Origin of the sequence: Bosea sp. 685 (assembly GCF_031884435.1) — a bacterium.
Taxonomy (GTDB): Bacteria; Pseudomonadota; Alphaproteobacteria; order Rhizobiales; family Beijerinckiaceae; genus Allobosea.
On record NZ_CP134779.1, the window covers coordinates 5,255,133 to 5,280,828 of the forward strand.

A 25,696-nucleotide genomic window follows, 5' to 3' on the forward strand; every position below is an offset into this window, starting at 1 on the left:
TATCCACTTCGCTCGAAAACGCTCTAGCTCGCGGGCGGGCCGTCGCGCTCCGGCCTGAAATCACGCAATAGCGGCAACCTCGCATGCAGCCGGTGCAGGAAGCCGGTGAGCTGCGCCTTTTCTTCCGCCGTGAAGTCCCCGAGCAGCAGATCCTCGCGGGTGGTGGCGAGCGCGATCAATGCGTCATGCAGGGCATAGCCGCTCGTCGTCAGCTCCAGCACCTGCCGGCGTGCGTCGCGATCATCGGGACGCTCGGTGACGTGGCGGGCGGCGACCAAGGTCGCGACGCTACGGCTGACCGCGCCCTTGTCGAGCCCGATCACCTCGCAGATGCGCTGCGCCGCGATCGCCGGCTCGATGGCGAGCTGCGAGATGACGCGCCATTCGGTGACGCCGACGCCGAAACGCTCAATATAGAGCCGCGACGAACTGCGCGACCAGGTGTTGGAAATCGCGGTCAGGAAATAGGGAACGTAACCGCCGAGATCGAGAACATCCCGCTCCGGGCCGGCAACGGCCTTGTGGCGCTTCGTCGAGGGCATGGCGCATCCAGAGAAGTCAGGCCAAGTATCTCACACGCCGCTGCGGGATGCGGCAAGCGCCATGAGCCGGCGCATCTCGTAGAGCCCGCCTTGCTGTAGAGCCTATCCTGGCCGAGGCCTTGCATGCGCGCAGGCCCGCCATACGAGGAAGCCCGTGGCGCCGGCGCCGATGCCGGGCATACTGCGCCTCGCAACCACATCATCTGCCTGACCCAATATCTTCTGACTGACCCAAGATCTCCTGCCCTACCAAGGAACCAGCCCATGCCGACCCCTGCCTACGACATCGTCATCCGTGGCGGCACGCTTGCGACGGCAACAGATGTGTTCAAGGCCGATCTCGGCATCCAGGCCGGGCGCATCGCCGCGATCGGGCTCGACCTGCCCGCCGAGGCGCAGGAGATCGACGCGAAGGGCAAGCTCGTCTTGCCCGGCGGCGTCGACACCCATTGCCATATCGAACAGCTCTCGGGCAGCGGGCTGATGAGCGCCGACAACTTCGAGACCGCGACGCGCTCGGCCGCCTTCGGGGGCACCACCTCGGTGATTTCCTTCGCCGCCCAGCATCGCGGCGCCAACCTCGCCAGCGTAGTCGAGGATTATGCGGCGGTGGCGAGGGCGGGGGCGATCATCGACTACGCCTTCCACCTGATGGTGGCGAACCCCGACGAGCAGACCGTCACGCAGGATCTGCCGGCACTGATCCGCGCCGGGCACCGCTCGGTCAAGGTGTTCATGACCTATGACGCCGTGCAGGTCGATGACGGGCAATTGCTCGACGTCCTGATGGCGGCGCGCTCGGCCGGAGCGCTGGTCTGCGTCCATGCCGAGAACCACGGCCTGCTGAAATGGATGGGCGAGCGCTTGATGAAGCGCGGCTACACCGCGCCGAAATACCATTCCGTCAGCCACCCCCAGGCGGCCGAGGTCGAGGCCTTCCACCGCCTGATCGCCTTCTCGGAACTGCTCGACCAGCCGATCTGCATCTTCCACGTCTCGACCGCCGAGGGCGCCAGGGTGATCCGCGAAGCGCGCGGGCGCGGCGTCAAGATCTATGCCGAGACCTGCCCGCACTACCTCTTGATGACCGCCGCAGAGCTCGACAAGCCCGGCATCGAAGGCGCAAAATGGGTCTGCTCGCCGCCGCAGCGGGGTTCGTCCGACCAGGAGGCGCTGTGGCAGGCGCTGGCGCTCGGAGACCTGCAGATTCTCTCCTCCGACCACGCACCCTATCGCTTCGACGAGACCGGCAAGCTCAAATACGGCCCCAATCCCGGCTTCAAGCAGATCGCCAACGGCATGCCGGGGCTTGAGATGCGGCTGCCCGTCCTGTTCGACGCCATGGTGAGCAAGGGCCGGCTCGGGCTGAAGAAATTCGTCGAGTTGACCTCAACCGCCCCGGCCCGGATTTACGACCTGCCCGGCAAGGGCTCGCTCGCCATCGGCATGGACGCCGACATCGCGATCTGGGACGCCGACCGCAAGGTCGTGCTCGCCGACAATCTGCACGACAACACCGGCTACAACCCCTTCGCGGGACGCACCATCACCGGCTGGCCGGAGACGGTGCTCAGGCGCGGCGAGGTCGTCGTCACGCAGGGTGCGCTGAAGGCGCAGCCCGGCTCGGGCCGATTGATGCTGCGCGAGGCCGGCGAGGCGACACGACCGACCGGGACGCTCTCGCCCGAATTCGACCCGGCGCGGAATTTCGGCGCCAAGCTGTATTGATGCGCACCATCCTCGCCCGTCATCCTGGCCGAAGCGTAGCGGAGCGCCGGGATCCATCGTAGAGCTCGGCGCCTTACGATGGATCCCGGATCTGCGCCGCTGCGCGGCTTGTCCAGGATGACGCGGTGTTTCAAGTGAATCCATTGCGCCCCTAGCGGAGATCCCCATGGCCGGCACCATCTTCGTCATCAACCCGAACTCCACTGAGGCCGTCACCGCCGGCATCGACAAGGCGGTCGAACCGCTGCGCTCCGCTGAGGGCCCCAAGATCGCCTGCCTGACGCTGACCGAGGGCCCTCCGGGCATCCAGTCGCAGCGCGACGCCGACGGCGTCGTCGGACCGCTGCTGAAGCGGGCGGCCGGACTGGAGAACGAGGCGGCAGCCTTCGTCGTCGCCTGCTTCAGCGACCCCGGCATGCATGCGCTGCGCGAACAGAGCCGCCACCCGGTGCTCGGCATCGCGGAATCGGGCGTGTTCCAGGCCCTGACGCTCGGCCAGCGCTTCGGCGTGATCGCGATCCTGCCGAGTTCGATCCAGCGGCATCTGCGCTATTTCGGCGCCATGGGCGTGATGGGGCGGCTTGCCGGCGATCTCTCGATCGGGATGGGCGTGACCGAGCTCAGCAATGCGGAGAAGACGCTGGAGCGCATGACCGCGACCGGCAAGACGCTGCGCGACACGCATCATGCCGACGTCATCGTGATGGGCTGCGCCGGCATGGCGCGCTTCCGCCGGCCGCTGGAGGAGGCGCTCGGCGTGCCGGTGGTCGAGCCGACCCAGGCCGCGACCGCGATGGCCGTGGGACGAGTGCGCCTCGCCACAGCGTAATCGCCACAACTATAGCGAGAATTTTACGGAACCACAGGAACCGGGCGAGCGCAGCGGCGTTGCATTGCAGCCGCCCTCTCTCCCGGAGCTGTCGCTGTGGATCAGGATCGCATTGCCCGGATCGCCAGAGCCATGTGCCGAGCCGCGCGGATGGATCCGGACAAGCCGCCCGCAATCCAGGCTATCCGCGAAGAGATGCGATTTGCGCAGACCGACGCGGATGCGTCTCTCCTGCCCGCCTGGCGGTATTTTCAGCCGGAAGCGGCCGCCTTCGTCGCGCGTCACCGCCTGCGGACGAGGATCGTTTGAACGGAGACGCGCTGCGGGGTGGTGCTACTCCTCAGCTTCATCCAGGCGCATCTCGAAGGCCAGCATCGCATCGGCCAGCGCCGCGAGTTCGGCGTCGCGCTCCGGGCTCTCGGGCGAGGCGCTCAGCTCCTGGGCGCGCTCCTGGGCCCGCTGATAATCTTCTTCGGTATGGACGACGATCGGCTGCTTCATCGCCATAATCGGCACTGCGATTGTGGCGTCTTCATGAGCGCCGCCACAATCGCCACGACACCCCGCGCCACGACGCCTCGCCGGCTATTCCAGGCATAGGAACAGTCTATTAGCCCGGCGAAGATCTCCTGACCTATGGTTGGCCCCGCAGCATCCGCCTCGCTCGCCAGGGCGACGGCGGCACTGAAAAAAGCCCACGGCCAAACCCGCCAGAGATGAAGCGGCGCACTGAGCGGGCCGGCACCATGAAAACAGGGGACAAGATCGATGGCACGGTTGGGATTGGCATCATTCATGGGCGGCATCGCCCTGACGCTGCTGGGGCTCTCCGCCCCGCCAGCACTCGCCGGCAAGGCGGACGACACGCTCAACGTCGCCTTCGCGCTCGAGCCCGAGGCGCTCGACACCTACAAGATCGCCGGCCGCGAGGGGCTGATCCTGGCCCGGCACATCTATGACGGCCTGCTCTACAAGGATCTCGACACCGGCGAGATCAAACCGGCGCTGGCCAAGGCCTGGCGCTTTACCGACCCGATGACGATGGAGTTCGATCTCCGCGAAGGCGTGATCTTCCACAACGGCGCGAAATTCACGGCCGACGACGTCGTCTACACGCTCAACACCGTGCTCGACCCGAATTACGGCACGCGCTTCCGCATCGCCATCGACTGGATCGAAAAGGTCGAAAAGGTCTCGGAATTCCAGGTCCGCATCAAGATGGCGAAACCCTTCGCCGGCGCGGTCGAGATGCTGGCCGATGCGCTGCCGATCTATCCGGCCGCCTATTTCAAGGAGGTCGGCTCGGCCGGCATGGCGGCCAAGCCCGTCGGCACCGGCCCCTACAGGCTCGTCGAGATGACGCCGGGCATCCGCTACGTCTTCGAGCGCTTCGACGGTCATTACACCGGCAGCCCCAAGGGCAAGCCGGCGATCGGCAAGATCGTCGTGCGCACCATCCCCGAGCTCAACACCCAGTTCGCCGAGCTTCTGGCCGGCAAGCTCGACTGGAGCTGGCGCATCCCGCCCGACCAGGCAGCGCGTCTCGCCAGCCGCATCCAGATCGTCAACGGCCCAATCATGCGCATCGCCTATGTCGGCCTCACCGTGACCGCCAAGGGCAAGGACTACCCGACCAAGAACCTGCTGGTGCGCCGCGCCATCAACCATGCCGTCAACCGCGAGGCGATCGTCAAAGCCTTCGCCGGCGGCGCCTCACAGGTGCTGAATGCCGCCTGCAACCCCAAACAGTTCGGCTGCGCGCAGGATGTCGCGACCTATGCCTATGATCCGGCCAAGGCCAAGGCGCTGCTGAGCGAGGCCGGTTTCGCTAACGGCGTCGACATCGAGATGGTTTTTGCCGCGATGCCGCGCCCGGTCGCCGAGGCGGTTGCTTCCGACCTCGCCAAGGTCGGCATCCGGGTGACGCTGAACGAGCAGCAATATGCGGCCGGCGTGCAGAAATGGCGTGCGGGCGAATTGCCGGCCTTCTTCACCAATTGGGGCAGCTACGGCACCGGCGACGTCGCCTTCATCATCTCGAATTTCTTCGGCGGCGGCGCCGACGACCTCGTCCAGGACAAGGAGGTGATCGATCTCGTCACCGCGGCCGACACGGCGCAGGACCGAGGCTTGCGCCAGGAGAACTACGCCAAGGCGCTGAAAAAGATCGCCGACCAGGCCTATTGGCTGCCGATGTACGACTTCAACATCAATTACGGCCTGTCGACGGCGCTCAACTTCAAGCCGCACCCCGACGAGTTCGCCCGCTGGTGGCTGTCGAGCTGGAAGTAACGCTCCACGCAGAACCGTCATTCCGGGCGACCGAAGCGAGACCCGGAATCCATCGTAGAGTGCATCGCCTTAGGATGGATTCCGGATCGGCGCCGCTTTCGCGGCTTGTCCGGAATGACGGCGTGTTCGAGTTGGACATCACGCGCTCACACAGCCTCTGGATGGAACCGCCATGCTGCCCTTTCTCGCGCGCCGCCTGATCGTCGCCGTCCTCGTCGCGCTCGCGGTGTCGATGGTCGCGTTCGGGCTGATGTTCGTCGCCGGCGATCCCGCGGTGGTGCTCGCCGGCCAGGCCGGGCGCGCCCAGGATGTCGAGATGATCCGGCATGCCTATGGGCTCGACCGGCCGCTGCCGGTGCAGTTCCTCGACTGGATCGGCCGGGCGCTGACCGGCAATTTCGGCACGAGCCTGTATTTCAACCTGCCGGTCGCCACGATCATCGGCGAGCGCTTGCCAGTGACGCTGATGCTCGGCAGCGCCGCCTTCCTGCTCGCCATGCTGGTTTCGGTGCCGCTCGGCATCGCCGCCTCGCTCAAGCCGGGCGGCCTGCTCGACCGCGCCGCGCTACTGCTCGCCGTGCTCGGACAGGCGATCCCGAGCTTCTGGCTCGGGCTGATCCTGATCGTCGTCTTCGGCGTCTGGTGGGGCCTGGTCCCGATCTCGGGAACGGAGAGCTGGCAGGGCTATATCCTGCCGGTCATCGTGCTGAGCTATTACGCCATGCCGGCGCTGATGCGCTTGACCCGGGCGGGCATGATCGAGGTGCTCGGGGCCGATTATATCCGCACCGCCCGCGCCAAGGGGCTGGCGCGATTGCGCATCCTGATGGTGCATGCATTGCGCAACGCCGTGCTGCCGCTGGTGTCTCTCGCCGCCGTGCAGTTCGGCATGATGCTCTCAGGCTCGATCGTGATCGAGAGCGTCTTCGCCATCAACGGGCTCGGCCGCCTCGCCTGGGAATCGCTGCTGCGCAGCGACCTGCCGGTGGTGCAGGCGATCATCCTGATCCTGTCGCTGATCTATGTGACGCTGACAACCGCGGCCGACCTGGTCAATGCCTGGCTCGATCCGCGCCTGAGGAGCGCCTGATGACAGCGCTCGATCTCGACAATCGCATCCTGCAGCGGCGCAAGCTCTGGCGGCGCGTCAGCCGCAGCACCGGCATCCATCTTGGCGGCGGGTTGTTGGTGCTGATCGCCGCCATCGCGCTGTTTGCCCCGCTGCTCGCGCCGCACGATCCGATCGCGCAGGACCTGACGCGCCGGCTGCTGCCGCCCTTCTGGCAGGCCGGTTCCGACCCGGCGCATTGGCTCGGCACCGACCATCTCGGGCGCGACTATCTCTCGCGATTGATTTTTGGCGCGCGGGTCTCGCTCGGGATCGGGCTCGGCGTGACGCTCTGCGCCGGGGTGATCGGCACGATGCTCGGGCTGCTCGCCGGCTATTTCGGCGGCAAGACCGATATGCTGATCAGCTTCATCATCACGACGCGGCTGTCGCTGCCGATCGTCCTGGTCGCGCTCGCCGCCGTCGCGCTCGGCGGCGCCTCGCTGCAGACGCTTGCCGTCGTGCTCAGCCTCCTGCTCTGGGACCGCTTCGCCGTGGTGGTGCGCTCGGCGACGCAAGGGCTGCGCAACCGCGAATTCGTCCAGGCTACGATCTCGTTCGGCGCTTCCAGCCTGCATGTCATGCTGCGCGGCATCCTGCCCAATCTGCGCAACACGCTGATCGTGGTGGCGACGCTGGAGGTCGCCAATGTCATCCTGCTGGAGGCGGCGCTGTCGTTCCTGGGCCTGGGTGCACGGCCGCCGACACCGTCCTGGGGGCTTATGATCGCCGAGGGGCGCGAGCACATCCTGTTCGATCCTTGGCTGATCGCCTTGCCCGGCTCGGCGCTCTGCCTGCTCATCCTCGCCGTCAATCTGCTCGGCGACGGCGTGCGCGACGCGCTCGATGCCACGAGCAGCTGAACCCGCCCCGACCGCCCCCGAGAGCGAACGGCACGCGCCCTGCATGGGCAGCCCGAGCTTGACGCGCGGCTCAAGCTGCGTTGCCATCCCGTTTCGTGGTGGCGGCACGGCTGCGCGTGTCGGCGCGCAGGCCACGCCGAAGGGAGAGTTCGTGACGGCAAAGCGCCCGAAACTGCATCACCTGAACTGGAATCTCCTCCACACCTTCCTGGTGATCGTCGAGGAGCGCAGCATCACGCGTGCCGCCGACCGGCTGCTGGTGCGCCAGCCCTCGGTCAGCGCCGCGCTGCAGCGGCTTGAGGAGACGCTTGGCGGCCAGCTCGTGCAGCGCGACAGCCGCCGCTTCGTCCTGACCAAGCGTGGCGAGCTCTTGCACAAGGAATGCGTCGATATCTATCGCAGCGTCGCCCGCATCGGCGAAAAACTCTCGGAAGAACATGACGAGCTGACCGGGCTCGTGCGCGTCCAGCTCATCACGCATATGGTGCTGCCGGCCTTCGACCGGGCGCTGTCATTGATGAGCCGCCGCCATCCCGGCGTCACCGTGCGGGTCGAGGTCGCGAGCAGCCAGGACATCGTCCGCTCCGTCTCGCAAAGGCTGAGCCCCTTCGGCTTCTGCCTGTTGCCCAACCCGCTCGCCGGGCTGAATTGCCGCCATCTGCTGCGCGAGGAGTTCGGCATCCTGTGCGGGCGCGACCATGCGCTGCATGGCCGGGTCGGCGTACCGCTGCACGAACTCGCCGACGAACCTTTCATCGCACTCGCCTGCGGCCAGGACGGCGCGCTCGAGCCCATGGTCTCGCTGCGCGAGGGCGCAGGGCTGGGCAGCCGCACGGTCGGCGCGAGCCCCAATCTGGAAGAGGTCGCGCGGATGATCGCGGCTGGCATGGGCATCGGCATCCTGCCGCTCGCCTCGGTGCAGGACGCGATCGACACCGGCACGCTCTGGAACCTGTCGGGCGCGGGCGGGAAACTCGGCGCCGATCTCTATTTCGTCAGCAGCCCGGCCATGGGCATGAGCGCGGCCGAACTCGCCTTCCAGCGCCTGTTCGAGGACATGTTGGAGGCCGAAAGCGCGCCACCCGAAATCATCGACAACCCGCTGATAGCAGGGCTGACGCTGCCGCTGGCTTGAGACTTTCCAGCTCGCCTCGGAACCACACCCGTCATGGTCTGGGCGATCCGAAGGATCGAGGCTGGAACCCATGAACACCGCCTCATTCGTCATGGTCGGCCTTGTGCCGACCATCCACGTCTCCGCTGGTCGAGAATCGTGTTCAGGACGTGGATGCTCGCCACAAGGGCGAGCATGACGAACGGGAACAGTCGTGCTCATGGGTTCCGGATTCGCGCCTTCGGCGCGCCCCGGAATGACGCGCTGTTTCTCCGCAAACGCGGCAAGGCCTACCGGTCCGCGCGCTCCAGCACGCATTGCAGCAGCACGTTCAGCCCCGGCTCCAGATCCTCGCGCGTGCAGAGCTCGCCATTGTTGTGGGTGATGCCGCCCTGGCAAGGGGCGAAGATCATCGTCGTCGGCGCATGGCGGGCGATGTAATAGGCGTCGTGCCCGGCCTGGCTCAGAATATCCATGTGGCGGTAGCCGAGGGCCGCCGCCGAAGCGCGGACCTGGTCGATCAGTTCCTGCGCGAAGATGCGCCCGCCCCATTTCCAGATATCGAGGATCACGACGCCACAATCGGCCTTGGCACCAGCCTCGAAAGCGGCGCGGCGCATACGCTCGGCCATCACCTCCGAGGTCACCGGGTCGGGATGGCGGACATCGCCGACGGCCTGGGCCCAATCGGAGAGGATGCCCGGCTTGTTGGGCCAGGCGACGAGCCGCGCGGCGGTGGCTTTGCCGCCGCTACCGGCGTGATCCCAGCCGAGATCGTCGACCGCAACGAGGAAGCGCGCGCCCGCAAGCAGCGCGTTCTTGCGCCGCTCCATCGGCCAGGGACCGGTATGGGCGGTCTCACCCTTGAACTCGACCAGCATGCCGGTCGAGGGGAAGCCGCCGGTGACGACGCCGAGCTGCATGCCCTCGCGATCGAGGATCGGGCCCTGCTCGATATGGAATTCGAAATAGGCGTCGAAGGCGTGGGGCTTGTCCTCCATCTCGCCGAGATAGCCGATGCGCTTAAGCTCCGCGCCGATCGTCTTGCCGTCCTCGTCCGTGCGCCCGCGCGCCCAGTCTAGCGCATAGGCGCCGGTGAAGGCGCCGGAGCCGACCATGGGCGGCGAGAAGCGTGCGCCTTCTTCATTGGTCCAGTTGACCACCTCGATCGGCCGGCGCGTGCGCTTGCCCAGCGCATCGAGCGTGCGGCAGACCTCCAGCCCCGCCAGCACGCCGGCGATGCCGTCGAAACGGCCGCCATTGAACTGGGTATCGAGATGGCTGCCCATCACCACCGGCGGCAGGCTGTCCTCGGTTCCGCTCCGGCGGGCGAAGATGTTGCCGATGCCGTCGACGCGGATGCTGAGACCGGCCGCGCGGCACCAGGCGACGAACTGGTCGCGCACCTGCTTGTCGGTATCCGACGCCGCCAGGCGCGACAGGCCACCGGGACGGCCCGGGCCGATCTCGGCGGAGCGCTCGATCGTCGTCCAGAAACGTTCGATGTCGATGCGGGCTTCGCTCGGCACAGGCATGGCAATCTGCTCTCGGATATGCGTTTCGGCGGGGGCCCCGCTCGCCGGACAGGTTGGGTCACCGTCCGAACAAGGATAGTTGGCGACGGCCCGGTTCCTGGCAAATAGATATTGGCTATGCCTGATATCCGGGCGGCGTGGTTCCCTGCATAAACAGCGGGCCCTAGCCGACCCGCTGCAGCGCCTCGCCGACCCGGTTCAGAACTCCGATCTCGCGCTCGGACAGAGCGTCGTCGCTCGGCTCCGGGCGCGAGCAGAACCTGACCAGGACCAGGCGGCTTTCAGGGTCGACCCAGAGCCATTGCCCATGGATGCCGACGCCGCAGAAGGCGCCGCGCGGATTGCCGGTGAGGTACCAGCAGGAGCGATAACGCCCGTCCAGGAACATGTCCCAGAAATTGCCCGTCTCCCAGGCCCGGCGATTGCCCTTAGTGCGCATATCGGCGACCCATTCGGCGGGAACGACCTGCCTGCCGTCGCGGGTGCGCCCGCCATCGAGGACGAGCTGGCCGAACCGCGCCAGATCACGCGCCGTCGCGCAGATGCCGCCGCTGGCGCGCGCGGTACCGGCGCGATCGACCGTGACATAGGCCGCCCCGCTCGCGCCCATGGGCCGCCACAGGCGCTGCGCCAGATAGGCTGGATAGGACGTGCCGGTGGCTCGCTCGATCACCAGCCCGAGCATGTCGGCATTGGGCGAGGCGTAGTAGAAGGCCTGGCCGTGCTCCGCGGAGCTGCGGTTAAGCGAGGTCATGACCTGCTCCAGCGTCTCCGGCGTTTCGCCGGGGCGCGCCGGATTCCACAGCATGGCGCGGCGATAGCGGTCGAACAGGCCGGTGGTGTCGAGATAGCTCTCCTCGAAATCCAGAGCGACGGTCATGTCGAGGAGGTCGCGCACGGTCGCGCTCGCATAGGCGCTGCCGGGGCGCGCAGCGACATAATGCGAGATCGGCGCGGCAGGATCGAGCTTGCCCTCGCCGACCGCGATGCCGGCGAGCATGCCGGTGACCGATTTCGAGATCGAGAAGATGGTGTGCGGCCTGTCGCGGTCGAGATGCGGCGCATACCATTCGGCGATGACCTCGCCATCGCGCATGGCGACGAGCGCGTCGGCACTGGAGCGCGAAAGGTGCTCGCGCAAGGCAAGCCGCCGGCCGTCGGGATAGCCGACCTCGATCCCCTCAAAAAGCGCGCTTCCGGCGTCGGGCTCGGGGAGGCCGGGCTCGCTGAGCGCCGCCGTCGGCACCAGCCTGTCCAGGTTCTGGAAGCTCCATTGGCAGAAGGGCGCGGTCCGCCAGTTCGCGAGCGTCGCCGTCTCCAGCGTCGTTGTCTTGGAATCGATAGGGGTCATTCAGACCATCCAGCATCACGAAATGGCCCGAGAACGCGGCAGGCGCGCCCGGGCACCGTCGGCGTCACAGAGACCGGAAGGAGGCAGCGCTGTCGATGTCAATAATCGCAGCCCCGCAGCGGAAAAGCTGGGGCGGGCCGGCGTCACCATATCGAGGCTCAGAGCGTTTTCGAGCGAAGTGGATACCGGTTCGCGTGAAGAAAACGCGTCAAAACAAAGGGCTGGAGCAATTGAGCGATCCGACTGGATCGGAAATTGCTCTAGTGCATGTAGAGGCGGACGGTGTCGCGCGCCGCGCCGATCTCGTCGCAGATCCACTCGTCGAGCAGCTTGACCTGCCGCCGCCGGCGCATATCCGGCGGGCGCACAAGATAATAGGAGGCGCCTGTCGGCACCGCCTTGCGCATGGGTGCGACGAGCCGGCCGGCCTCGAGCGCCTCATGGGCGAGCACGACGTCTGTCATCGCAACGCCGAGCCCGGCCTCGGCTGCGCTGAGGGCCATGTCGAGCGCGTCGAAATCCAGCCCCTTGCGCGTGTCGAGCGGGTGTCCGGCCTTCTCCGACCAGGTCAGCCAGTCCTGTCGATCGGGCAATGGATGCAGCAGCGTCGCCCGGTCGAGATCGCCATCGGGACAATCGCTGCCCGAGAGATAGCCGGGCGCGCAGACCGGCAGGATCCATTCCGGATAGAGTTCCGTGGCGCAGTCCTGGGGCCAGTTGCCGATGCCGTAGCGGATGCCGAGATCGGCATCGGTGTCGTTCAGGGTCATGTCGTTGAGGCGGGTCTGGACATTGACCTTGATCAGCGGGTGCTGGGCCTGGAAGGCGCGCAGGCGCGGGAAGAGCCAGCGCAGGGCAAAGGTCGGCAGCACCTTGATCGTCACCGCGTCGCGGTCGCTCTGGAAGGGATCGACGGCGCGGGCGATGTGATCGAAGGCCTCCTTGACGCCCATGGCGAGGCGCTGGCCGGCATCGGTGATCTCGAGGCCGTTATGGGTGCGCATGAAGAGCGGCGTGCCAAGCTGTTCTTCCAGGATGCGCACCTGGCGGCTGACCGCGCTTTCGCTGACATGCAGGGACAAAGCCGCCTTCTTGATGCTGAGCTGGGCCGCGACGACCTCGAAGCAGCGCAGGGCGTTCAATGATGGCAGACGGCGTGTCATGACGGTTTCCGGCCTTTCAGGCGCCGCAATATCGCATGGCGAGCCGGCTTTTGTCTCGCCACGGACGAGCGGCGGGAGCCAGCCCGCTCATCGGATGTCCATGCGCGGGTCGAGCGCATCGCGCAGGCCATCGCCGATGAAGTTGAAGCTGGTGACGGCGAGCGTGATCGCCAGCCCCGGCAGGATCGCGAGCCAGGGCGCGCTGGTCAGGTAGATCTGGGCGTTGTTGAGCATGTTGCCCCAGCTCGCCACCGGCGGCTGGATGCCATAGCCGAGGAAGCTGACATAGGATTCGAGCAGGATCGCCTTGGCGACGTTGAGCGTGGCCGCAACCACGATCGCCGCCATCGCATTGGGCAGCAGCGAGCGGAGCATGACGCGCAGGTCAGTCGCGCCCATGGCCTTGGCCGCGACCGCGTAATCCTGCTCGCGCAGCGAGCGGATCTGGCCCTCGACGATGCGGGCGACGTTCATCCAGGCGGTCGCGGCGACGAGCAGCGTCATCGAGACCAGGCTGGGCTCGACCAGCGCCGCCAGCGCCAGCAGCAGGAAGATCGTCGGGAAGCAGAGCACCGCATCGACGAAGCGCATCAGGAGCGAACCGATGATGCCGCCATAATAGCCGGCGACCGTCCCGATCGTGGTGCCGATGACCACGGCGATCACCATCGCCATGAAGCCGATGGAGAGCGAGATGCGCCCGCCCATCATCAGGCGCGCGAGGATGTCGCGGCCGAGCTCGTCGGTGCCCAGCACATGCGCGCCCGAGAGCGGCCAGGCGAAGCGATGCATCACGTCGATACGGGTATCGTCGAAGGGCAGGAGATAGGGGCCGAAGACGGAACCCAGGAACAGCAGGATGATCGTCACCGCCCCGGCCATGGCGAGCTTGTGCCGGCGAAAGCGGCGCCAGGCGGCGTTCTCGGCGGGCGGCGGCACCAGGGCAGTGTCGTCGAGCAGCGTTTGCATAGTCGCCATGATTCAGCCCATCCGAATGCGCGGGTCGGCGACGGCATAGAGCATGTCGGCCAAGAGCGAGCCGAGCAGCACCATGACGGCGGAAAACATCAGGATGCCCATCACGACCGGGTAATCGCGGTACTCGATGGAATCGAGGAAGAGCCGGCCCATGCCCGGCCAGGTGAAGACGGTCTCCGTCACCAACGCGCCGCCGAGCAAGGTCGGGAACTGCAGCCCCGCCAGCGTGATCATCGGCAGCAGGGCATTGCGCGTCGCATGGCCGCGCAGCACCTGGCGCTCCGGCAAGCCCTTGGCGCGTGCTGTCCGGATATAGTCCTGGCCGATCACCTCCAGCATGGCCGAGCGCATGAAGCGCGCCCAGATCGCGGTCTCGACCAGCGCCAGCACCAGAGCCGGCGCGACAAGATGGTGCAAAAGATCGAGCGGCGAGCCATCCCCGATCGTCTGGCGGTTGCCGGCCGGCAGCCAGCCGAGCTGGACCGAGAACAGATAGATCGCGATCAGCCCGAACCAGAAGGTCGGGATCGACAGCGCGACCATGGCGCCGATCGTCGCCAGCGTGTCGAACAGGGAATAGCGCCTGATCGCGCCGAGAATGCCGATCCAGCAGCCGAGCCCGATCGCGATCACGGTCGAGACGGCCATGAGCTCGAAGGTCGCGCGCAGATGCGAACCGATGACCGAGGAGACCGGAGCGCCGTCGCGAAAGGACACACCCCAATCGCCGCGCAGCATGCGCCAGAGCCAGTCGAGATATTGCGCCAGTAGCGGCCGGTCGAGCCCGAGCTGACGGGTGATCCGGTCGAGATCCTCCTGCGACATCTGCGAGGAGAGCGCGAATTGCGACAGCGGCCCGCCCGGCGCCAGATGCAGGATCGCGAAGCCGATCATCGAGACCAGCGCCAGGAGCAGCAGGCACTGCCCCAGGCGCTGCAGGAGATAACGCCCCATCTCAGCACGCCCGAAGCATCACGAGGCCCAGTACCAGGACCGCATGTTCCAGCAATTCGACGAGCAGTTGATGTTGGCGGCGAAGCCCTGCAGGCCGTCCTTGAGCCCCTCGGCCATTACGGTCTGGTAGATCGGCAGCAAAGCGAGATCGTCGCGGATGATCTGCTGGATGCGGCCATAGGTGGCCTTGCGCGCCGCCTGGTCGAACTGCGTCGCGCCCTGCGCCAGGAGCGTGTCGACCTCGGCGTTCTGGTATTGGCAGGTGTTGAGGCCGCTGCCGCCCTTGGCGGGAATGGCCGTGCTGCTGAAGCGCGGCGTCACGTCGGGGTCGCTGCCCTGCATGAAGTTCGAGCCGACCATCACCGACTGGAATTTCGACTTCTGCCAGAACTCGCCCCAGATCACCGCGGCGGGCATGTTGCTGATGCGCATGGCCGCGCCGACGGCCTGCCAATCCTGCGCCAGCAATTGCTGGGACTGTTCGCGACCGGGATTGCCGACGGTCGTGGAATTGGTGAATTCGAGCCTGACCCCGCTTTTGGCGCGAATGCCGTCCGAGCCGCGCGCCCAGCCCGCCGCGTCGAGCAACGCATTCGCCTTGGCGGGATCGTAGCGATGGGCCGGCAGATTATCGGCATAGGCCCAGGATTGCTGCGGCAGGAAGGATTCCGTCGGCACCGGCAGGCCGTAATAGAGCGCGTCGATGCGCGCCTGCTTGTTCATCGCGAGATAGAGCGCCTCGCGCACCGCCTTCTCGGTGAAGGGGCCGTATTCGAGATTGAGCGCGATATGCTCGACGAAAGCTGTCGGCGAGAGCGAGACCTTGCGGCCGCGCAGGCCCTGCGCCTCCCTCACGAAATGCGCCGAGATGCCGGACAGCCCGAGATAATCGACCTGCCCGGTGCGGAACTGCGTGTAGAGCATCGTCAGATCTGGGATGTATTTGAAGACGACGCGTTCGAGATGGGGCCCCTGCCCGTGATAGGCGGGGTTGGCCTGCAGCAGGATATGGTCGCCCGCCACCCGCTCGCCCCAGCGGAAGGCGCCGGTGCCGACAGGCGCGCTGTTGAAGGGCGCGGTGTTGGGATCGCTCGCCTTCTCCAGGATGTGCCTGGGCACGATGAAGGTCAGCGCGAGGATCGAGAGATAGGGCGAATAGGCGCTTTCCATGCGCCAATGGATCTCGTCGGGCGCGACCACGCGGATATCCCGGACGAGGCCGTGGCCGACGCGATTGCGGACCCGGAAGCCGGGATTGTTGATCAGATCGAGCGTGTATTTGACGTCCTCGGCCGTAAACGGCGTGCCGTCATGCCATTTCGCGTCGCTGCGCAGCTTGACCTTCCAGACCAGCCCATCGGCAGAGAGGCCGCCATTCTCAAGCGAGGGCACCTCGCGGGCGAGATCGGCGACCAGCTTGCCCTGGGGATCGATGTACCAGAGCGGGCTGAAGAGCTGCCACCAGACGCCCTGATCGACCTCGCTGCCGGGCATCAGCGGGTTGAAGACGGTCGGTTCCTGCGAGATGCCGGCGACGACCTGGCCGCGCGGGCTGGCAGGCGGACGCACCTGGGCGAAACCCGATGTGGCGCGTCCGAGCCCGAGTGCCGCTCCCGCACCGAGCGCGATCAATCCCCGCCGCGTCGGGCTTGCGAAGTCCGAATTCCTGCTGGCCATGGTCTTTGTCCCCTGGTGTTGAACGGGCTGTATTCAGCCTCGATAGTGATGGGCGGCGCTCAGGCAGCTGGGCGCAGCGTCTCCCGCTGCGGCGACAGATCGGCGCTGGACACACCAAGCGCGCGCAGCCCCTCCGGCAAATCCCGATCGAACATGATCGCCGTGATCGCCTGGCCCATGGCCGGCGAGGTCAGGATGCCGCAGCCGCCCTGCCCGGCGAGCCAGAAGAAGCCCTCGGTATCGGCAGCCCGCGCGCCCGCGACGGGGTTCTTGTCGGCGACGAAATTGCGCAGGCCGGCCCATTGGCTGAGCGGACGCCCGACCCTGAAGCTGGTGTCCTCTTCGATATTGTAGATCGCCTGCGCGACGTCGATATCCTTGGGATGGACATCGCCCGGCTCGGTCGCGACCGCATCGGCGAGGCTGCCCATCAGGCAGCCGGTCTCGGGCTTCACATACCAGCGGTAGTCGACATTGCTGACATGGGGCCATGCGGCCGTGCCAAGACCTGCGGGCGAAGCGAAGGTGAAGGCGGTGCGGCGATGCGGGACGACGCCGAGCGGCGCCACCCCGGCGAGCAGCGCGACCTGATCGACCCAGGCGCCCGCCGCATTGAGCAGGCGCGGCGCGCGCAGCTGTTGGCCGTCGAGCGAGACCAGCCATTGGCCGCCCTTACGCTCGATCGCGGCGATGTTGGCGCCGGCGAGCAATTGCGCGCCCCTGGCCTTGGCGCCGCGCAGATAGCCCTGGAGCAGCATGTTGACGTCGATGTCCATCGCGTCGGGCTCATAGATTCCGGCATCGACATGCTCGGCGACCAGGGCCGGAAACAGAGCCAGCGCCCCGGCCCGATCGAGATGCTGCGCCCGGGCGCCGACCGAGACCAGATTGTCGTGCAGGCGCGAGAGGGACTGCTCCTGCCCGGCGCGGGCGACGGTCAGGCAACCGCGCGGCGTCAGGATGTGCTCCTCGGCGAAGCCGGGCGGCGGGCTTTCCAGGAAGGCGCGGCTCGCCTGGGCCAGGCGCCGCATCGTGCCCGCGCCGATGCCGACGGTGAACTGCGCCGCCGTGCGGCCGGAGCTGTGATAGCCAAAATGCGCCTCGCGCTCGATCAGGACGACAGAGCCTTGACCGGACAGGAAATAGGCGGCGGAGGCGCCAGCGATCCCTCCTCCGATGATGATGACATCCGCCTGCATCTCGCTTCCCAACCTTTTCTCGTGGCGCGGCCCGCTTCTCTCGCGGCGTGGTCTGCTTCTCCGGCGGTGCGGCCTGTCGGCCCAGCCGGCTCGCCATGCCGCAAAGAGGTCACCGCCCCCACTCGTTGTCGATGACAATTAATCGAAGCCGACCGCGCAAAAACCGGGGCCAGACCCCAGATTCCTCGGCCCCCGCCTCCAATTATTGAAATCGACACAGCCGGCATCCGGCGTGATCCCTGAGGCCATACGACCCTTAGGGATAGGCGATAGCGACGATGCCCGATTTGAAGACCGCCCCAATCAGCCGCCGCCGGATCTCATCCGGCAGCGAATTCGAGCGGACCTATAGCTACAGCCGCGCGGTCGTGGTCGGGCCGCATATCATGCTCTCCGGCACGACCGGCTACGACTATGCGACGAGCACGCTGCCGGCAGGCGCACGCGAGCAGACGCTGCAGCTTTTCACCAATGCGGCGGCGGCCTTCGCCCAGGCCGGCGCGAGCCTCACCGACGTCGTGCGCGTGCGGATGTATATCTCCGGCGCGGAACACTACGAGACCGTGATGGCGGTCTTCGCCGAGACCTTCCGCGGCATCGACCCGGCCTGCACCACCGTCGAGGCCGGGCTGTTCGACCCGGCGATTATCGTCGAGATGGACATGGACGCCGTCAGCGATGCCGGCGCTTAGTCTCTATTCGCATGTGCCCGACGATGTGATCGCGCGGCTCGGGTCGCGGCCCTGCGCCTTTCCCCATCGGGTCGACGCCGTGGTCATCGGCGGCGGCATCGTCGGGGCGTCCTGCGCCTATGAATTGTCGCTGCAGGGCCTGAGCGTCGCGCTGGTCGAGCGCGACAAGATCGCCTCGCAGCAATCGGGCCGCAATTGGGGCTTCGTGCGCACGCAGTACCGCGATCCGGCCGAATTGCCGCTGGCGGTCGAGGCGCTCTCAATCTGGCCGACGTTGGAACGGGAGCTTGGCCGCGAGATCGGCTGGCGCCGCAGCGGCTGCGTCTTCGTGGCCGAAAACGAGGTTGAGTACGAGACCTTCGCGCAGTGGCAAGCGGCGACCAGGGAGATCGCCAGGGATGCGCGGATGCTGAATCGCCGCGAGGCCCGCGATTTGCTGCCGGCGCTGGCGAGCAAGGTTCCCGGCGCGCTCTTCACGGCTTCGGACGGACAGGCCGAGCCGGCTCTGGCGACGTCGGCGCTTGCACGCGCCGCCGAGGACAAGGGCGCCCTCATCCTTGAGGATTGCGGCGCGCTTGCCATCGAGACTGCGGGCGGACGCATCACCGGCGTGCTGACCGAGCACGGGCTGATCGGCTGCACGACCGTGGTCTGTGCGGCGGGCGCGCAGGCGCATCGCTTCCTCAAGCCGCTCGGCCTGACGCTGCCGCAGCAGATCGTCCGCAGCACGGTCTCGCTGACCGCGCCCATGGCGGAGTTGAGCGCGCCCTGTTTCTGCGGCTTCGGGCTCGGCCTGCGCCAGCGGGCGGATGGCTCCTGCATCCTTGCCGCCGATTCCAGCTCCGATATCGATGTAACGCTCGATTCGATGCGCGCCGCCGGCTATTTCCTGCCCGAACTGCTCAGGCACCGCAAAGGCTTCGCCCTGCGGCTCGGCCGCCCCTTCATCGATGATGTCCATGCCCGCATCGCCCTGCCGGAGCACGAGCGCCTGGTCACGCCGCGACGCCCGCGGATCCCGGCCAATGCGCAAAAGGCTGCCGACACGGCCGGACTGTTCGCGCGCTTGTTCGAGGGCGCGGGCCAGGCCCGGATCGTGAAATCCTGGGCCGGGCAGATCGATGTGCTGCCGGACGCGCTGCCCGTCATCGACGCTCCGCCGGCGGTTCCCGGCCTGATCGTCGCGACCGGATTCTCGGGCCATGGCTTCGGCCTCGGCCCCGCCGTCGGCCGCCATGTCGCCCGGCTTGCCGCCGGCGAACAGGCCGGTGAGGCGATCCGGCCGTTCCAGCTCGATCGCTTCGTCAAGGGCGCCTATTCGCGCCCGCACGCACCGCTCTGATCTGACCCACCGCACGGAGATCGCCATGATCCATGAAAGCCCGGCCTTCTACCAAGCCATCGCCGACAGGCTGCCACTTCCGACCAAGGCCTTCATCGATGGCGGCTTCGTCGCGGCGAAGTCGGGCGCGGTGATCGAGACGCTCAATCCGGCGACCGGGCAGGTTCTCGCGGCGGTCGCCCATTGCCAGGCTGAGGATGTCGACCGCGCTGTCACCGCCGCGCGGCGCGCCTTCAGGAGCGGCGTCTGGTCGCGCGTAGCGCCCGAAGCGCGCAAGGCCGTCCTGCTGCGCTTCGCCGAGCTGATCCGCGCCAACAGCACCGAGCTCGCCGTGCTCGAAAGCCTCGACAGCGGCAAGCCGATCAGGGACTGCCTGAAGGAGATCGCGATCGAGGTGCCCGACACCTTCCAGTGGTATGCCGAGCTGATCGACAAGAGCTTCGGCAAGGTCGCGCCGACCGGCGAGCAAGCCTGCGCGCTGATTGTGCGCGAGCCGATCGGCGTCGTGGCGGCGGTGCTGCCCTGGAATTTCCCGCTGCTCATGGCCGCCTGGAAGCTGGCCCCGGCCTTGGCCAGCGGCTGCTCCGTCCTCGTCAAGCCGGCCGAGCAGACCTCGCTATCGATCCTGCGGCTGGCCGAACTCGCCAATGAGGCCGGCATACCCGCCGGCGTGCTTAACATCCTGCCGGGCCTGGGCGAGACAGCCGGGGCGGCGATCGGCCGCCATGGCGATATCGACGCGGTCTCCTTCACCGGTTCGACCGAGGTCGGGCGGCTGTTCCTGCGCTATGCCGCCGACAGCAATCTGAAGTCGATCGGGCTCGAAATGGGCGGCAAGAGCCCCTTCATCGTCCTCGACGATGCCGAACTGTCGCCGGAGATGATCGACAACGCCGTCATGGCCGCCTTCTGGAATGGCGGCCAGAACTGCTCGGCCAATATGCGCCAGATCGTCGATCGGTCGCGACAGGAGGAGTTCCTCGATCGCGTCGTCGTACGTGCCAAGGCCCTCGTCATCGGCGCACCGCTCGACCCCGCGACCGAGCTCGGCCCGCTGATCACCCGGGAGCATCGCCGTCGCGTGCTCGACTATGTTGAGAGCGGCAGCCGGGAGGGCGCGCGGGCGGCACTCTCGGCTGCGGCTTTCGACAGTGACGCGCCCGGCAGCTTCCTGGGACCGACAATCTTCGCCGATCTCGCGCCGGGGATGACGATTGCGCGCGAGGAGATTTTCGGGCCGGTGCTCGGGGTGATGCCGGTCGACGGCATCGAGCAGGCGCTCACGATCGCCAATGGCAGCGAATACGGGCTGCATGCGACGGTCTACACCAGGGATATCGACCGGGCCCTGTTCGTGGCGCGGCGATTGGCCTGCGGCACCGTTGCGGTCAACGGCTTCACCGAGGGCGACCTCAAGACGCCGTTCGGCGGCTATAAGCGCTCCGGTTCGCTCGCTCGCGACAAGGGCACGGAGGCGATGGCCCAATATCTCCAGACCAAGACGATCTGGCTCGGCCTCAGCGACAGATACGCCTCCATCCCCGGCTGAGCCCGGGCTAGCCAGAGCAGGACACGAGCCTGCGCCCAAGGATCGATGCCTCACCAACTGATGTAGACATCGCCCCGGTCAGCGGTCCACATCGCAACGGCCCTGCCTTGATCAATCGCGTCCTTTGTCGCTCCGGTCGGGGTCTGGGATGTGCTGCCCCAACTGTCGTAGCCGCCGCCAATCCGGCTCGGCGTGAACTCATGTTCGGAGCGGAAATTCAGATTCGAAACCTCGGATGCGTTCTGGATCTTTATGGTGCCGCGGGCATAAGCATCCCGCAGCGCCTGCGCCGCGCCAGGAGGGTAGTTCCCGTTTTCCAGCGTATAGGTGACGGACTCGATTATGGCGCCGTCTTTTAGAAATCGCTCATCCGATTTCGTCGGGTCGCCATGAGGCGCTCCGGCCACCCATCTGATCGCATCTGCACTTTGTGTCGGATTTTCAATGAGCGTCTGGGCATCGTCGATCTTGGCAGGTCTTCCATTCGCAGGCCTTCCAGCTGCCTCTGACAATGTCCCGTCATCACGCATGGCCGCGATCGTCTCGGAGAGCTGGTCTGCAACGCGCTGATCAACCGCATGGCGCGCCAATATCGCCTTTGCGCGATCTGACAGGTCAACGCGCGTAGCCGATGCCGCATCAAGCTGGGAGCTACCGGTATTTGATCGGCTCGTGCTTGTCTCTGAGGCGCCAAGGCCAAAGCGAGACTGAAGCAAGTCTGCGGTCCGTCTATCGGCCGATGAACTACCGGAGTTGATCGTATTCATATCAAAATCCTCCGCCGACAAAGTGTCGATCGGAGGCTTAAAAACCGTTAACCGAACCGATAGATGCACCAATACCGCAACCATGCTGCAGATCGCGGCACATTACGATCGGCTCGCCAGCGCCTCCCTTTCGGCAGTTGTCATCGCTGCTACCGGCCATCGATCGACAATGCCTGCGGGTAGATTTGCGGTTACCGGTACCCAGAATTGGGCCGCACAGCCTGCCGCATGGCTAACAAGAGCTACTCCCCGCGCTCCCGCCTGAGGCATCGCACGGCGCGAGAACGCAGTTACTTTATACAATAACAAATTTTATCGATCACATAGGCTGTCGCATTGGCCATCAGAGTGCTAGCTGTCGCGTAGGGCTAACTTTCGGGGGAGGTGCCGCGTGAACGTCCAGAACTCCGCACTCGGCACGCCGGTCGAAAGAAAGACTCCCAATCCGATCGACAAGCATGTCGGAAGCCGTGTCCGCATGCGCAGGATGCTTTTGAAGGTCAGCCAGGAGCGGCTCGGCGGTGCGCTCAGCCTGACCTTCCAGCAGATCCAGAAATACGAAAAAGGCACCAACCGCATCAGCGCCAGCCGCCTGCAGCAGATCGCCAAGGTGCTCGATGTACCGGTGTCCTTCTTCTTCGAAGGCGCGCCCTCCGGCGATATGCCCGATGGCCGCTTCTCGGCCTCCGCCTCGACGGCCTATGTTTCCGACTTCCTGACGACCAGCGAAGGCGTGGCGCTGACCAAGGCCCTGATGCGGATCAAATGCGACCGCGTCAGACGGCGCGTCGTCGAGCTGGTCGAGGCGATGGCCGAGGAAGATGACGGGGACGCCTGAGCGTTCGAACGCCAGAGCAGGACGCGAAAAAGTAGGCACCGGTTTTTTGCATCGATCCCGCCCCCACTCTTAGATCATTGTTTTAACGCGTTTTCTTCACGCGAACCGGGGTCCGCTTTTCGGGCCGATGCTCTATAGCCGCGCCAGCCGTCACCGGTCGGGCAAACTCTGGCCATGAACCCCGCCGGCGGCCAGCGGGGCCTGTGCGCCCTCCAGTTTTGCGAGCTCGATCTCGACCTCTTTTTGGGCGTGCTCCAGAATGCTGCAAAGCAAGGGGCTTCCGAGGATATTCGCTGCCGCCGCCAGTTTCGGAATATCATTCGCCAGGATTGTCAGCGCTTTAGCCTTGGCCTTGTCCTTAACCTTCGTCATAAGCCCGCCTCGAACGCAAACAGCGGCGGGAACTTAGCGAGGCAACCTGGATAAATCTATGATGCCAGCCGGGCCACTGCTCCCGGAGTGAAGAAACTCATTATTTTTTTGCGCTCCATGTAGTGTTCTATCTCGGCGGGACTGACGAATTCCTCGCGGAACCAAGGATATAGCGAGGCGTCGAAGGACTGCACGATCCAGTCGATCGTCTGCCGGATATGGCGCAGCTCGGCCGCCTGTGGGTGGTAGGCGAGCCAGATGTCCCGCCGCAGGACGAAGTCCTTTGCGACATGGACGAGCCCGCTCGAGACGATGGGCGCATAGGTCGGCAGGGCCGTCACGCCCCAGCCGCTCAGCGCCGCCACGAACTGGGCAGAGCTGATATTGACCCGCATATTGACGAAGCGGCGCTTGTCCTCGCGGGTCATTTCCTCCTCGACCCTCTCGCTCCTGATCTGCGGAGCCTCGATCTCGACGAAGTGGTAGTCGGCGATGTCAGCCTTGGTGGCGGGTGCCCCGTATTCGTCGACATAGCTCTGCGCGGCATAGAGAACGACGTGGAGATAGCCGATCCTCCGGACGATCAGATTGGGATCCGTCGGCTTGTCCAACTGGATCGCCAGATCGACCTCCAGCTCCGAGATGTTCGGCGCCGTCATCGAGCACTTCATATCGAACTGGATGTCGGGATGGGCCCGACGCAGGTTGCCGAACATCGGCGTCAGCCAGAAGGCGCCGAGGCCCTCGGTGATGCCGACGCGCGCAGTCGGCTTCAGGTCCCGCCTGCCCCGCATCGAGAGCGCGCCGAAGACCTTGGCCTGCTTCTGGATTTCCTCCGCCGCCGCAATCAGGCGCTCACCGGTCTTGGTCAGCGATACGCCAGCGGCCGAACGGTGAAACAGGACCGCGCCGGTCTGCGCTTCGAGGTCCATGATTCGGCTGCGGAGAGCCTTCGCGGAGTGCCCGGTCGCCGCAGCAACAGCGCGAATGCTGCCGAGCCGCGCGAGCTTTAGAAAGATTCGGATGTCGTCCCAATTGAAATTCACCTCGTTCCCGCCCGTGGGGTGAGAACTTTTGGAAGCCACGTGCCTCATTTTCGACTTATCCCCGACTCCAGAGATTAAGGTTAACCTAACCTTGTTGCGTACCTAGTTCCTCGTACCCAGAAGGATTTGCGTCATGGGATTCCACTATTCGCTGAAGGAGCATTTCAATATTGCGCAAACTCAGCGCAATTTCCGCACGCTCGACTACACGAAATACGGGCGCGGATACACAACGTTCAGCCCGACAAAGGGAATCATCGACTATTCAATGAGAATGGCAAGCGCCGATATACCCGGCCTGTCAACTCTCGAGCGGGTTATGAACGTGTTTCAGCATAATCCCGATACAATTTCGGCGTTCTCGCGCGGTTGGTCTGATGATCCCAAGGCCACGCCGATCGGCATCCTGGCGCATCTCCCGCTGAATCAGGCCGGCGCGCGTGCGCTCTTCACCGGCGTACTGGACACCGCCAACCCCGATCTGAAGTTCATCTGCCGGCCCAGCGAACGCGCCGCCGTGCTCTACTTCTGGTTCATCTACCTCCCGGAGGGCCAGGGCGGCGGCATCTCGCTCGTGATGGAGCGCATGACCAGCGACAAGAATCGGGGCCTGCCGATCTTCTGCAAGCCAGCGAACAGCAAGGCGCAGACCTTCTTCGAGAAGATGGGCTTCGTCATGGGCGCGGCCTATGAGGGCCTGAAATCCTACCAGCTGATGAGCTGCGCCCTGCCCGACCCGGTGGCCGGCCGCAAGCCCTATGACAACTTCATCCCCGGCCTGAACGCCGGCACGAAGAAGACCTCCGTCACCGTCGTGCACTCCGCCGACGACCTCCTCAAATGCATCGCGATTCGCGGGGCCGCCTATGTCGAGGACCGGAGCATTCCCTATGCCGAGGATGTCGACGGCAACGACTACACGGCGACACATCTGCTCGGCTATGTCGGCGACGAGCCCGCCGGCTGCATCCGGCTGCGCTACTGGGCCGATTTCATCAAGATCGAACGGCTCGCGGTGCTGCCGCGCTGCCGGGGCGGTCTGGCGCTCGATCTCGTGCGGGCGGCGCTCGCCTTCGGCCAGGACAAGGGCTATCGGCGCTTCTACGGGCAGGCCGCCTTCCCGGTCTCGAAGATCTGGGAGCGCTTCGGCTTCAAGCGCCGCCCCGGCGCCGGCCTCTCCTATCTGACCGACGAGGTCTATTACGAGATGGATCTCGTCACCGAGCCGTCAGACTGGCGGCTTACGCCGGATTCCGGCGCCGCGGTGCTCGTCCGGCCGGAAGGCCAATGGGACCGTCCCGGCCCGCTGGAAGCCAATGCGGAGCCTCAAGACCTCCCTGACAAATCCCTCGGCTCCGGCGAATGGATCCCGGGTGTGAGCCCGACCACGCTCTATCCCGACAGGGATATCCCTGGCTGCGTCAACCCTTTCTACGGGGAGTCCCCGAACTGCGGGAAGGACTCCTGGCCACCTCTGATCTACGGACGACTACAAGGAGTGAATGATGGCGCCGACTGACATCACGCTGCCGACAGCGATCTCCGAAGCCGACATCGATGCGATGATCGGGATGACCGAATATCTGATCGAGGAAGCCGTCAAGGTGAGCGCGGTTGCAACCGCCCTGCTGGGCTTGGCGAAGGGGGAGCTGCTTGCAAGCAAGATGATCCTGAGAGGCGAGGTCGCCTCTCTGAACGGACGTGCGGCCAAGTTGATGTGACGCGAAACCCGTTGCGAGATCCGCAGCGGGTTTTCG

Annotated in this window: 25 protein-coding genes; 13 read left to right on the forward strand and 12 right to left on the reverse strand. The window is 65.9% G+C overall.

Features of this window, described 5'->3' with window-relative positions:
• Positions 1-23 precede the first annotated feature (23 nt).
• Positions 24-542, reverse strand: coding sequence for a MarR family winged helix-turn-helix transcriptional regulator (locus tag RMR04_RS25790; RefSeq protein WP_311911337.1), 519 nt, complete (start codon positions 540-542; stop codon positions 24-26).
• Positions 543-806: 264 nt separating this feature from the next.
• Between RMR04_RS25790 and hydA the strand changes: the two genes are divergently transcribed.
• The 3 genes from hydA to RMR04_RS25805 all read left to right on the forward strand — a co-directional run bounded on the left by hydA (position 807) and on the right by RMR04_RS25805 (position 3,408).
• Entirely contained in the window at positions 807-2,270 is a 1,464-nt protein-coding gene (gene hydA, locus RMR04_RS25795) for a dihydropyrimidinase (protein ID WP_311911338.1), read from the forward strand.
• Between the two features lie 166 nt (positions 2,271-2,436).
• Entirely contained in the window at positions 2,437-3,099 is a 663-nt protein-coding gene (locus RMR04_RS25800) for an aspartate/glutamate racemase family protein (protein WP_311911340.1), read from the forward strand.
• Positions 3,100-3,195: 96 nt separating this feature from the next.
• Positions 3,196-3,408 carry a hypothetical protein gene (locus RMR04_RS25805; RefSeq protein WP_311911341.1) on the forward strand — a complete coding sequence of 71 codons (213 nt, stop codon included), beginning with the start codon at positions 3,196-3,198 and terminating at the stop codon, positions 3,406-3,408.
• A 24-nt stretch (positions 3,409-3,432) separates the two neighbouring features.
• Here the strand turns inward: RMR04_RS25805 and RMR04_RS25810 are convergent, their stop codons facing one another.
• Entirely contained in the window at positions 3,433-3,600 is a 168-nt protein-coding gene (locus tag RMR04_RS25810) for a hypothetical protein (protein ID WP_175525563.1), read from the reverse strand.
• A 294-nt stretch (positions 3,601-3,894) separates the two neighbouring features.
• Between RMR04_RS25810 and RMR04_RS25815 the strand changes: the two genes are divergently transcribed.
• From RMR04_RS25815 to RMR04_RS25830, 4 genes are all read left to right on the forward strand, one after another.
• Entirely contained in the window at positions 3,895-5,391 is a 1,497-nt protein-coding gene (locus RMR04_RS25815) for an ABC transporter substrate-binding protein (protein ID WP_311911343.1), read from the forward strand.
• 172 nt (positions 5,392-5,563) lie between these two features.
• Positions 5,564-6,481, forward strand: a complete 918-nt coding sequence (locus RMR04_RS25820) for an ABC transporter permease (RefSeq protein WP_311911344.1) — start codon at positions 5,564-5,566, stop codon at positions 6,479-6,481.
• The gene (locus RMR04_RS25825) at positions 6,481-7,362 is read left to right on the forward strand and encodes an ABC transporter permease (RefSeq protein ID WP_311911345.1); all 882 of its coding nucleotides are present in this window, start codon (positions 6,481-6,483) and stop codon (positions 7,360-7,362) included. Before RMR04_RS25820 ends, RMR04_RS25825 begins: the two co-directional genes overlap by 1 nt.
• A gap of 151 nt (positions 7,363-7,513) precedes the next feature.
• Positions 7,514-8,497, forward strand: a complete 984-nt coding sequence (locus RMR04_RS25830; protein WP_311911347.1) for a LysR family transcriptional regulator — start codon at positions 7,514-7,516, stop codon at positions 8,495-8,497.
• A 269-nt stretch (positions 8,498-8,766) separates the two neighbouring features.
• Here the strand turns inward: RMR04_RS25830 and RMR04_RS25835 are convergent, their stop codons facing one another.
• The 7 genes from RMR04_RS25835 to RMR04_RS25865 form a co-directional block, all read right to left on the reverse strand.
• Positions 8,767-10,011, reverse strand: coding sequence for a Zn-dependent hydrolase (locus RMR04_RS25835; RefSeq protein WP_311911349.1), 1,245 nt, complete (start codon positions 10,009-10,011; stop codon positions 8,767-8,769).
• A 163-nt stretch (positions 10,012-10,174) separates the two neighbouring features.
• Positions 10,175-11,362: a serine hydrolase domain-containing protein gene (locus RMR04_RS25840; RefSeq protein WP_311911350.1), complete on the reverse strand. Its 1,188-nt coding sequence runs from the start codon at positions 11,360-11,362 to the stop codon at positions 10,175-10,177.
• Between the two features lie 260 nt (positions 11,363-11,622).
• Positions 11,623-12,525: a LysR substrate-binding domain-containing protein gene (locus RMR04_RS25845; protein ID WP_311911351.1), complete on the reverse strand. Its 903-nt coding sequence runs from the start codon at positions 12,523-12,525 to the stop codon at positions 11,623-11,625.
• An 87-nt stretch (positions 12,526-12,612) separates the two neighbouring features.
• Entirely contained in the window at positions 12,613-13,503 is an 891-nt protein-coding gene (locus RMR04_RS25850; RefSeq protein ID WP_410492156.1) for an ABC transporter permease, read from the reverse strand.
• A gap of 3 nt (positions 13,504-13,506) precedes the next feature.
• Positions 13,507-14,457: an ABC transporter permease gene (locus RMR04_RS25855; protein ID WP_311911352.1), complete on the reverse strand. Its 951-nt coding sequence runs from the start codon at positions 14,455-14,457 to the stop codon at positions 13,507-13,509.
• A gap of 18 nt (positions 14,458-14,475) precedes the next feature.
• Positions 14,476-16,134 (reverse strand): peptide ABC transporter substrate-binding protein, encoded by a 1,659-nt coding sequence (locus tag RMR04_RS25860; RefSeq protein WP_311911354.1) that lies wholly within the window; start codon positions 16,132-16,134, stop codon positions 14,476-14,478.
• A 59-nt stretch (positions 16,135-16,193) separates the two neighbouring features.
• Positions 16,194-17,333, reverse strand: a complete 1,140-nt coding sequence (locus tag RMR04_RS25865) for an NAD(P)/FAD-dependent oxidoreductase (RefSeq protein WP_311911355.1) — start codon at positions 17,331-17,333, stop codon at positions 16,194-16,196.
• A gap of 278 nt (positions 17,334-17,611) precedes the next feature.
• Here RMR04_RS25865 and RMR04_RS25870 point away from each other — a divergent pair, with 278 nt between their 5' ends.
• From RMR04_RS25870 to RMR04_RS25880, 3 genes are read left to right on the forward strand one after another with little or no spacing between them, the layout of a single operon-like run.
• The gene (locus tag RMR04_RS25870; protein WP_311911356.1) at positions 17,612-18,025 is read left to right on the forward strand and encodes a Rid family hydrolase; all 414 of its coding nucleotides are present in this window, start codon (positions 17,612-17,614) and stop codon (positions 18,023-18,025) included.
• Complete coding sequence (locus RMR04_RS25875; RefSeq protein ID WP_311911357.1) at positions 18,012-19,367, forward strand: NAD(P)/FAD-dependent oxidoreductase; 1,356 nt, start codon at positions 18,012-18,014, stop codon at positions 19,365-19,367. Before RMR04_RS25870 ends, RMR04_RS25875 begins: the two co-directional genes overlap by 14 nt.
• 25 nt (positions 19,368-19,392) lie before the next feature.
• Positions 19,393-20,916, forward strand: a complete 1,524-nt coding sequence (locus RMR04_RS25880; RefSeq protein WP_311911358.1) for an aldehyde dehydrogenase — start codon at positions 19,393-19,395, stop codon at positions 20,914-20,916.
• A gap of 50 nt (positions 20,917-20,966) precedes the next feature.
• On the opposite strand, the gene RMR04_RS25885 is transcribed toward RMR04_RS25880, so the two are convergent.
• Positions 20,967-21,767, reverse strand: coding sequence for a hypothetical protein (locus RMR04_RS25885; protein ID WP_311911359.1), 801 nt, complete (start codon positions 21,765-21,767; stop codon positions 20,967-20,969).
• A gap of 394 nt (positions 21,768-22,161) precedes the next feature.
• On the opposite strand from RMR04_RS25885, the gene RMR04_RS25890 reads away from it, so the two are divergent.
• Positions 22,162-22,521: a helix-turn-helix domain-containing protein gene (locus RMR04_RS25890; RefSeq protein WP_311915950.1), complete on the forward strand. Its 360-nt coding sequence runs from the start codon at positions 22,162-22,164 to the stop codon at positions 22,519-22,521.
• A gap of 150 nt (positions 22,522-22,671) precedes the next feature.
• Here RMR04_RS25890 and RMR04_RS25895 read toward each other — a convergent pair whose 3' ends face one another.
• Positions 22,672-22,893 carry a hypothetical protein gene (locus tag RMR04_RS25895; protein WP_311911360.1) on the reverse strand — a complete coding sequence of 74 codons (222 nt, stop codon included), beginning with the start codon at positions 22,891-22,893 and terminating at the stop codon, positions 22,672-22,674.
• Positions 22,894-22,949: 56 nt separating this feature from the next.
• Positions 22,950-23,987 carry a LysR family transcriptional regulator gene (locus RMR04_RS25900; protein ID WP_311911361.1) on the reverse strand — a complete coding sequence of 346 codons (1,038 nt, stop codon included), beginning with the start codon at positions 23,985-23,987 and terminating at the stop codon, positions 22,950-22,952.
• Between the two features lie 271 nt (positions 23,988-24,258).
• Between RMR04_RS25900 and RMR04_RS25905 the strand changes: the two genes are divergently transcribed.
• Positions 24,259-25,458, forward strand: coding sequence for a GNAT family N-acetyltransferase (locus RMR04_RS25905; protein WP_311911362.1), 1,200 nt, complete (start codon positions 24,259-24,261; stop codon positions 25,456-25,458).
• Complete coding sequence (locus tag RMR04_RS25910) at positions 25,445-25,660, forward strand: hypothetical protein (protein WP_311911363.1); 216 nt, start codon at positions 25,445-25,447, stop codon at positions 25,658-25,660. Before RMR04_RS25905 ends, RMR04_RS25910 begins: the two co-directional genes overlap by 14 nt.
• The last annotated feature ends 36 nt before the right edge of the window (positions 25,661-25,696 follow it).

Coding starts and splice junctions, on each gene's coding strand:
- RMR04_RS25800 (WP_311911340.1), top strand. CDS start 2,437: ATGGCCGGCACCATCTTCGTCATCAACCCGAACTCCACTGAGGCCGTC.
- RMR04_RS25885 (WP_311911359.1), bottom strand. CDS start 21,767: ATGGTTGCGGTATTGGTGCATCTATCGGTTCGGTTAACGGTTTTTAAG.
- RMR04_RS25845 (WP_311911351.1), bottom strand. CDS start 12,525: ATGACACGCCGTCTGCCATCATTGAACGCCCTGCGCTGCTTCGAGGTC.
- RMR04_RS25815 (WP_311911343.1), top strand. CDS start 3,895: ATGGGCGGCATCGCCCTGACGCTGCTGGGGCTCTCCGCCCCGCCAGCA.
- RMR04_RS25890 (WP_311915950.1), top strand. CDS start 22,162: ATGCGCAGGATGCTTTTGAAGGTCAGCCAGGAGCGGCTCGGCGGTGCG.
- RMR04_RS25840 (WP_311911350.1), bottom strand. CDS start 11,362: ATGACCCCTATCGATTCCAAGACAACGACGCTGGAGACGGCGACGCTC.
- RMR04_RS25910 (WP_311911363.1), top strand. CDS start 25,445: ATGGCGCCGACTGACATCACGCTGCCGACAGCGATCTCCGAAGCCGAC.
- hydA (WP_311911338.1), top strand. CDS start 807: ATGCCGACCCCTGCCTACGACATCGTCATCCGTGGCGGCACGCTTGCG.
- RMR04_RS25850 (WP_410492156.1), bottom strand. CDS start 13,503: ATGGCGACTATGCAAACGCTGCTCGACGACACTGCCCTGGTGCCGCCG.
- RMR04_RS25905 (WP_311911362.1), top strand. CDS start 24,259: ATGAACGTGTTTCAGCATAATCCCGATACAATTTCGGCGTTCTCGCGC.
- RMR04_RS25790 (WP_311911337.1), bottom strand. CDS start 542: ATGCCCTCGACGAAGCGCCACAAGGCCGTTGCCGGCCCGGAGCGGGAT.
- RMR04_RS25865 (WP_311911355.1), bottom strand. CDS start 17,333: ATGCAGGCGGATGTCATCATCATCGGAGGAGGGATCGCTGGCGCCTCC.
- RMR04_RS25870 (WP_311911356.1), top strand. CDS start 17,612: ATGCCCGATTTGAAGACCGCCCCAATCAGCCGCCGCCGGATCTCATCC.
- RMR04_RS25835 (WP_311911349.1), bottom strand. CDS start 10,011: ATGCCTGTGCCGAGCGAAGCCCGCATCGACATCGAACGTTTCTGGACG.
- RMR04_RS25880 (WP_311911358.1), top strand. CDS start 19,393: ATGATCCATGAAAGCCCGGCCTTCTACCAAGCCATCGCCGACAGGCTG.
- RMR04_RS25875 (WP_311911357.1), top strand. CDS start 18,012: ATGCCGGCGCTTAGTCTCTATTCGCATGTGCCCGACGATGTGATCGCG.
- RMR04_RS25900 (WP_311911361.1), bottom strand. CDS start 23,987: ATGAGGCACGTGGCTTCCAAAAGTTCTCACCCCACGGGCGGGAACGAG.
- RMR04_RS25895 (WP_311911360.1), bottom strand. CDS start 22,893: ATGACGAAGGTTAAGGACAAGGCCAAGGCTAAAGCGCTGACAATCCTG.
- RMR04_RS25810 (WP_175525563.1), bottom strand. CDS start 3,600: ATGAAGCAGCCGATCGTCGTCCATACCGAAGAAGATTATCAGCGGGCC.
- RMR04_RS25855 (WP_311911352.1), bottom strand. CDS start 14,457: ATGGGGCGTTATCTCCTGCAGCGCCTGGGGCAGTGCCTGCTGCTCCTG.
- RMR04_RS25820 (WP_311911344.1), top strand. CDS start 5,564: ATGCTGCCCTTTCTCGCGCGCCGCCTGATCGTCGCCGTCCTCGTCGCG.
- RMR04_RS25860 (WP_311911354.1), bottom strand. CDS start 16,134: ATGGCCAGCAGGAATTCGGACTTCGCAAGCCCGACGCGGCGGGGATTG.
- RMR04_RS25825 (WP_311911345.1), top strand. CDS start 6,481: ATGACAGCGCTCGATCTCGACAATCGCATCCTGCAGCGGCGCAAGCTC.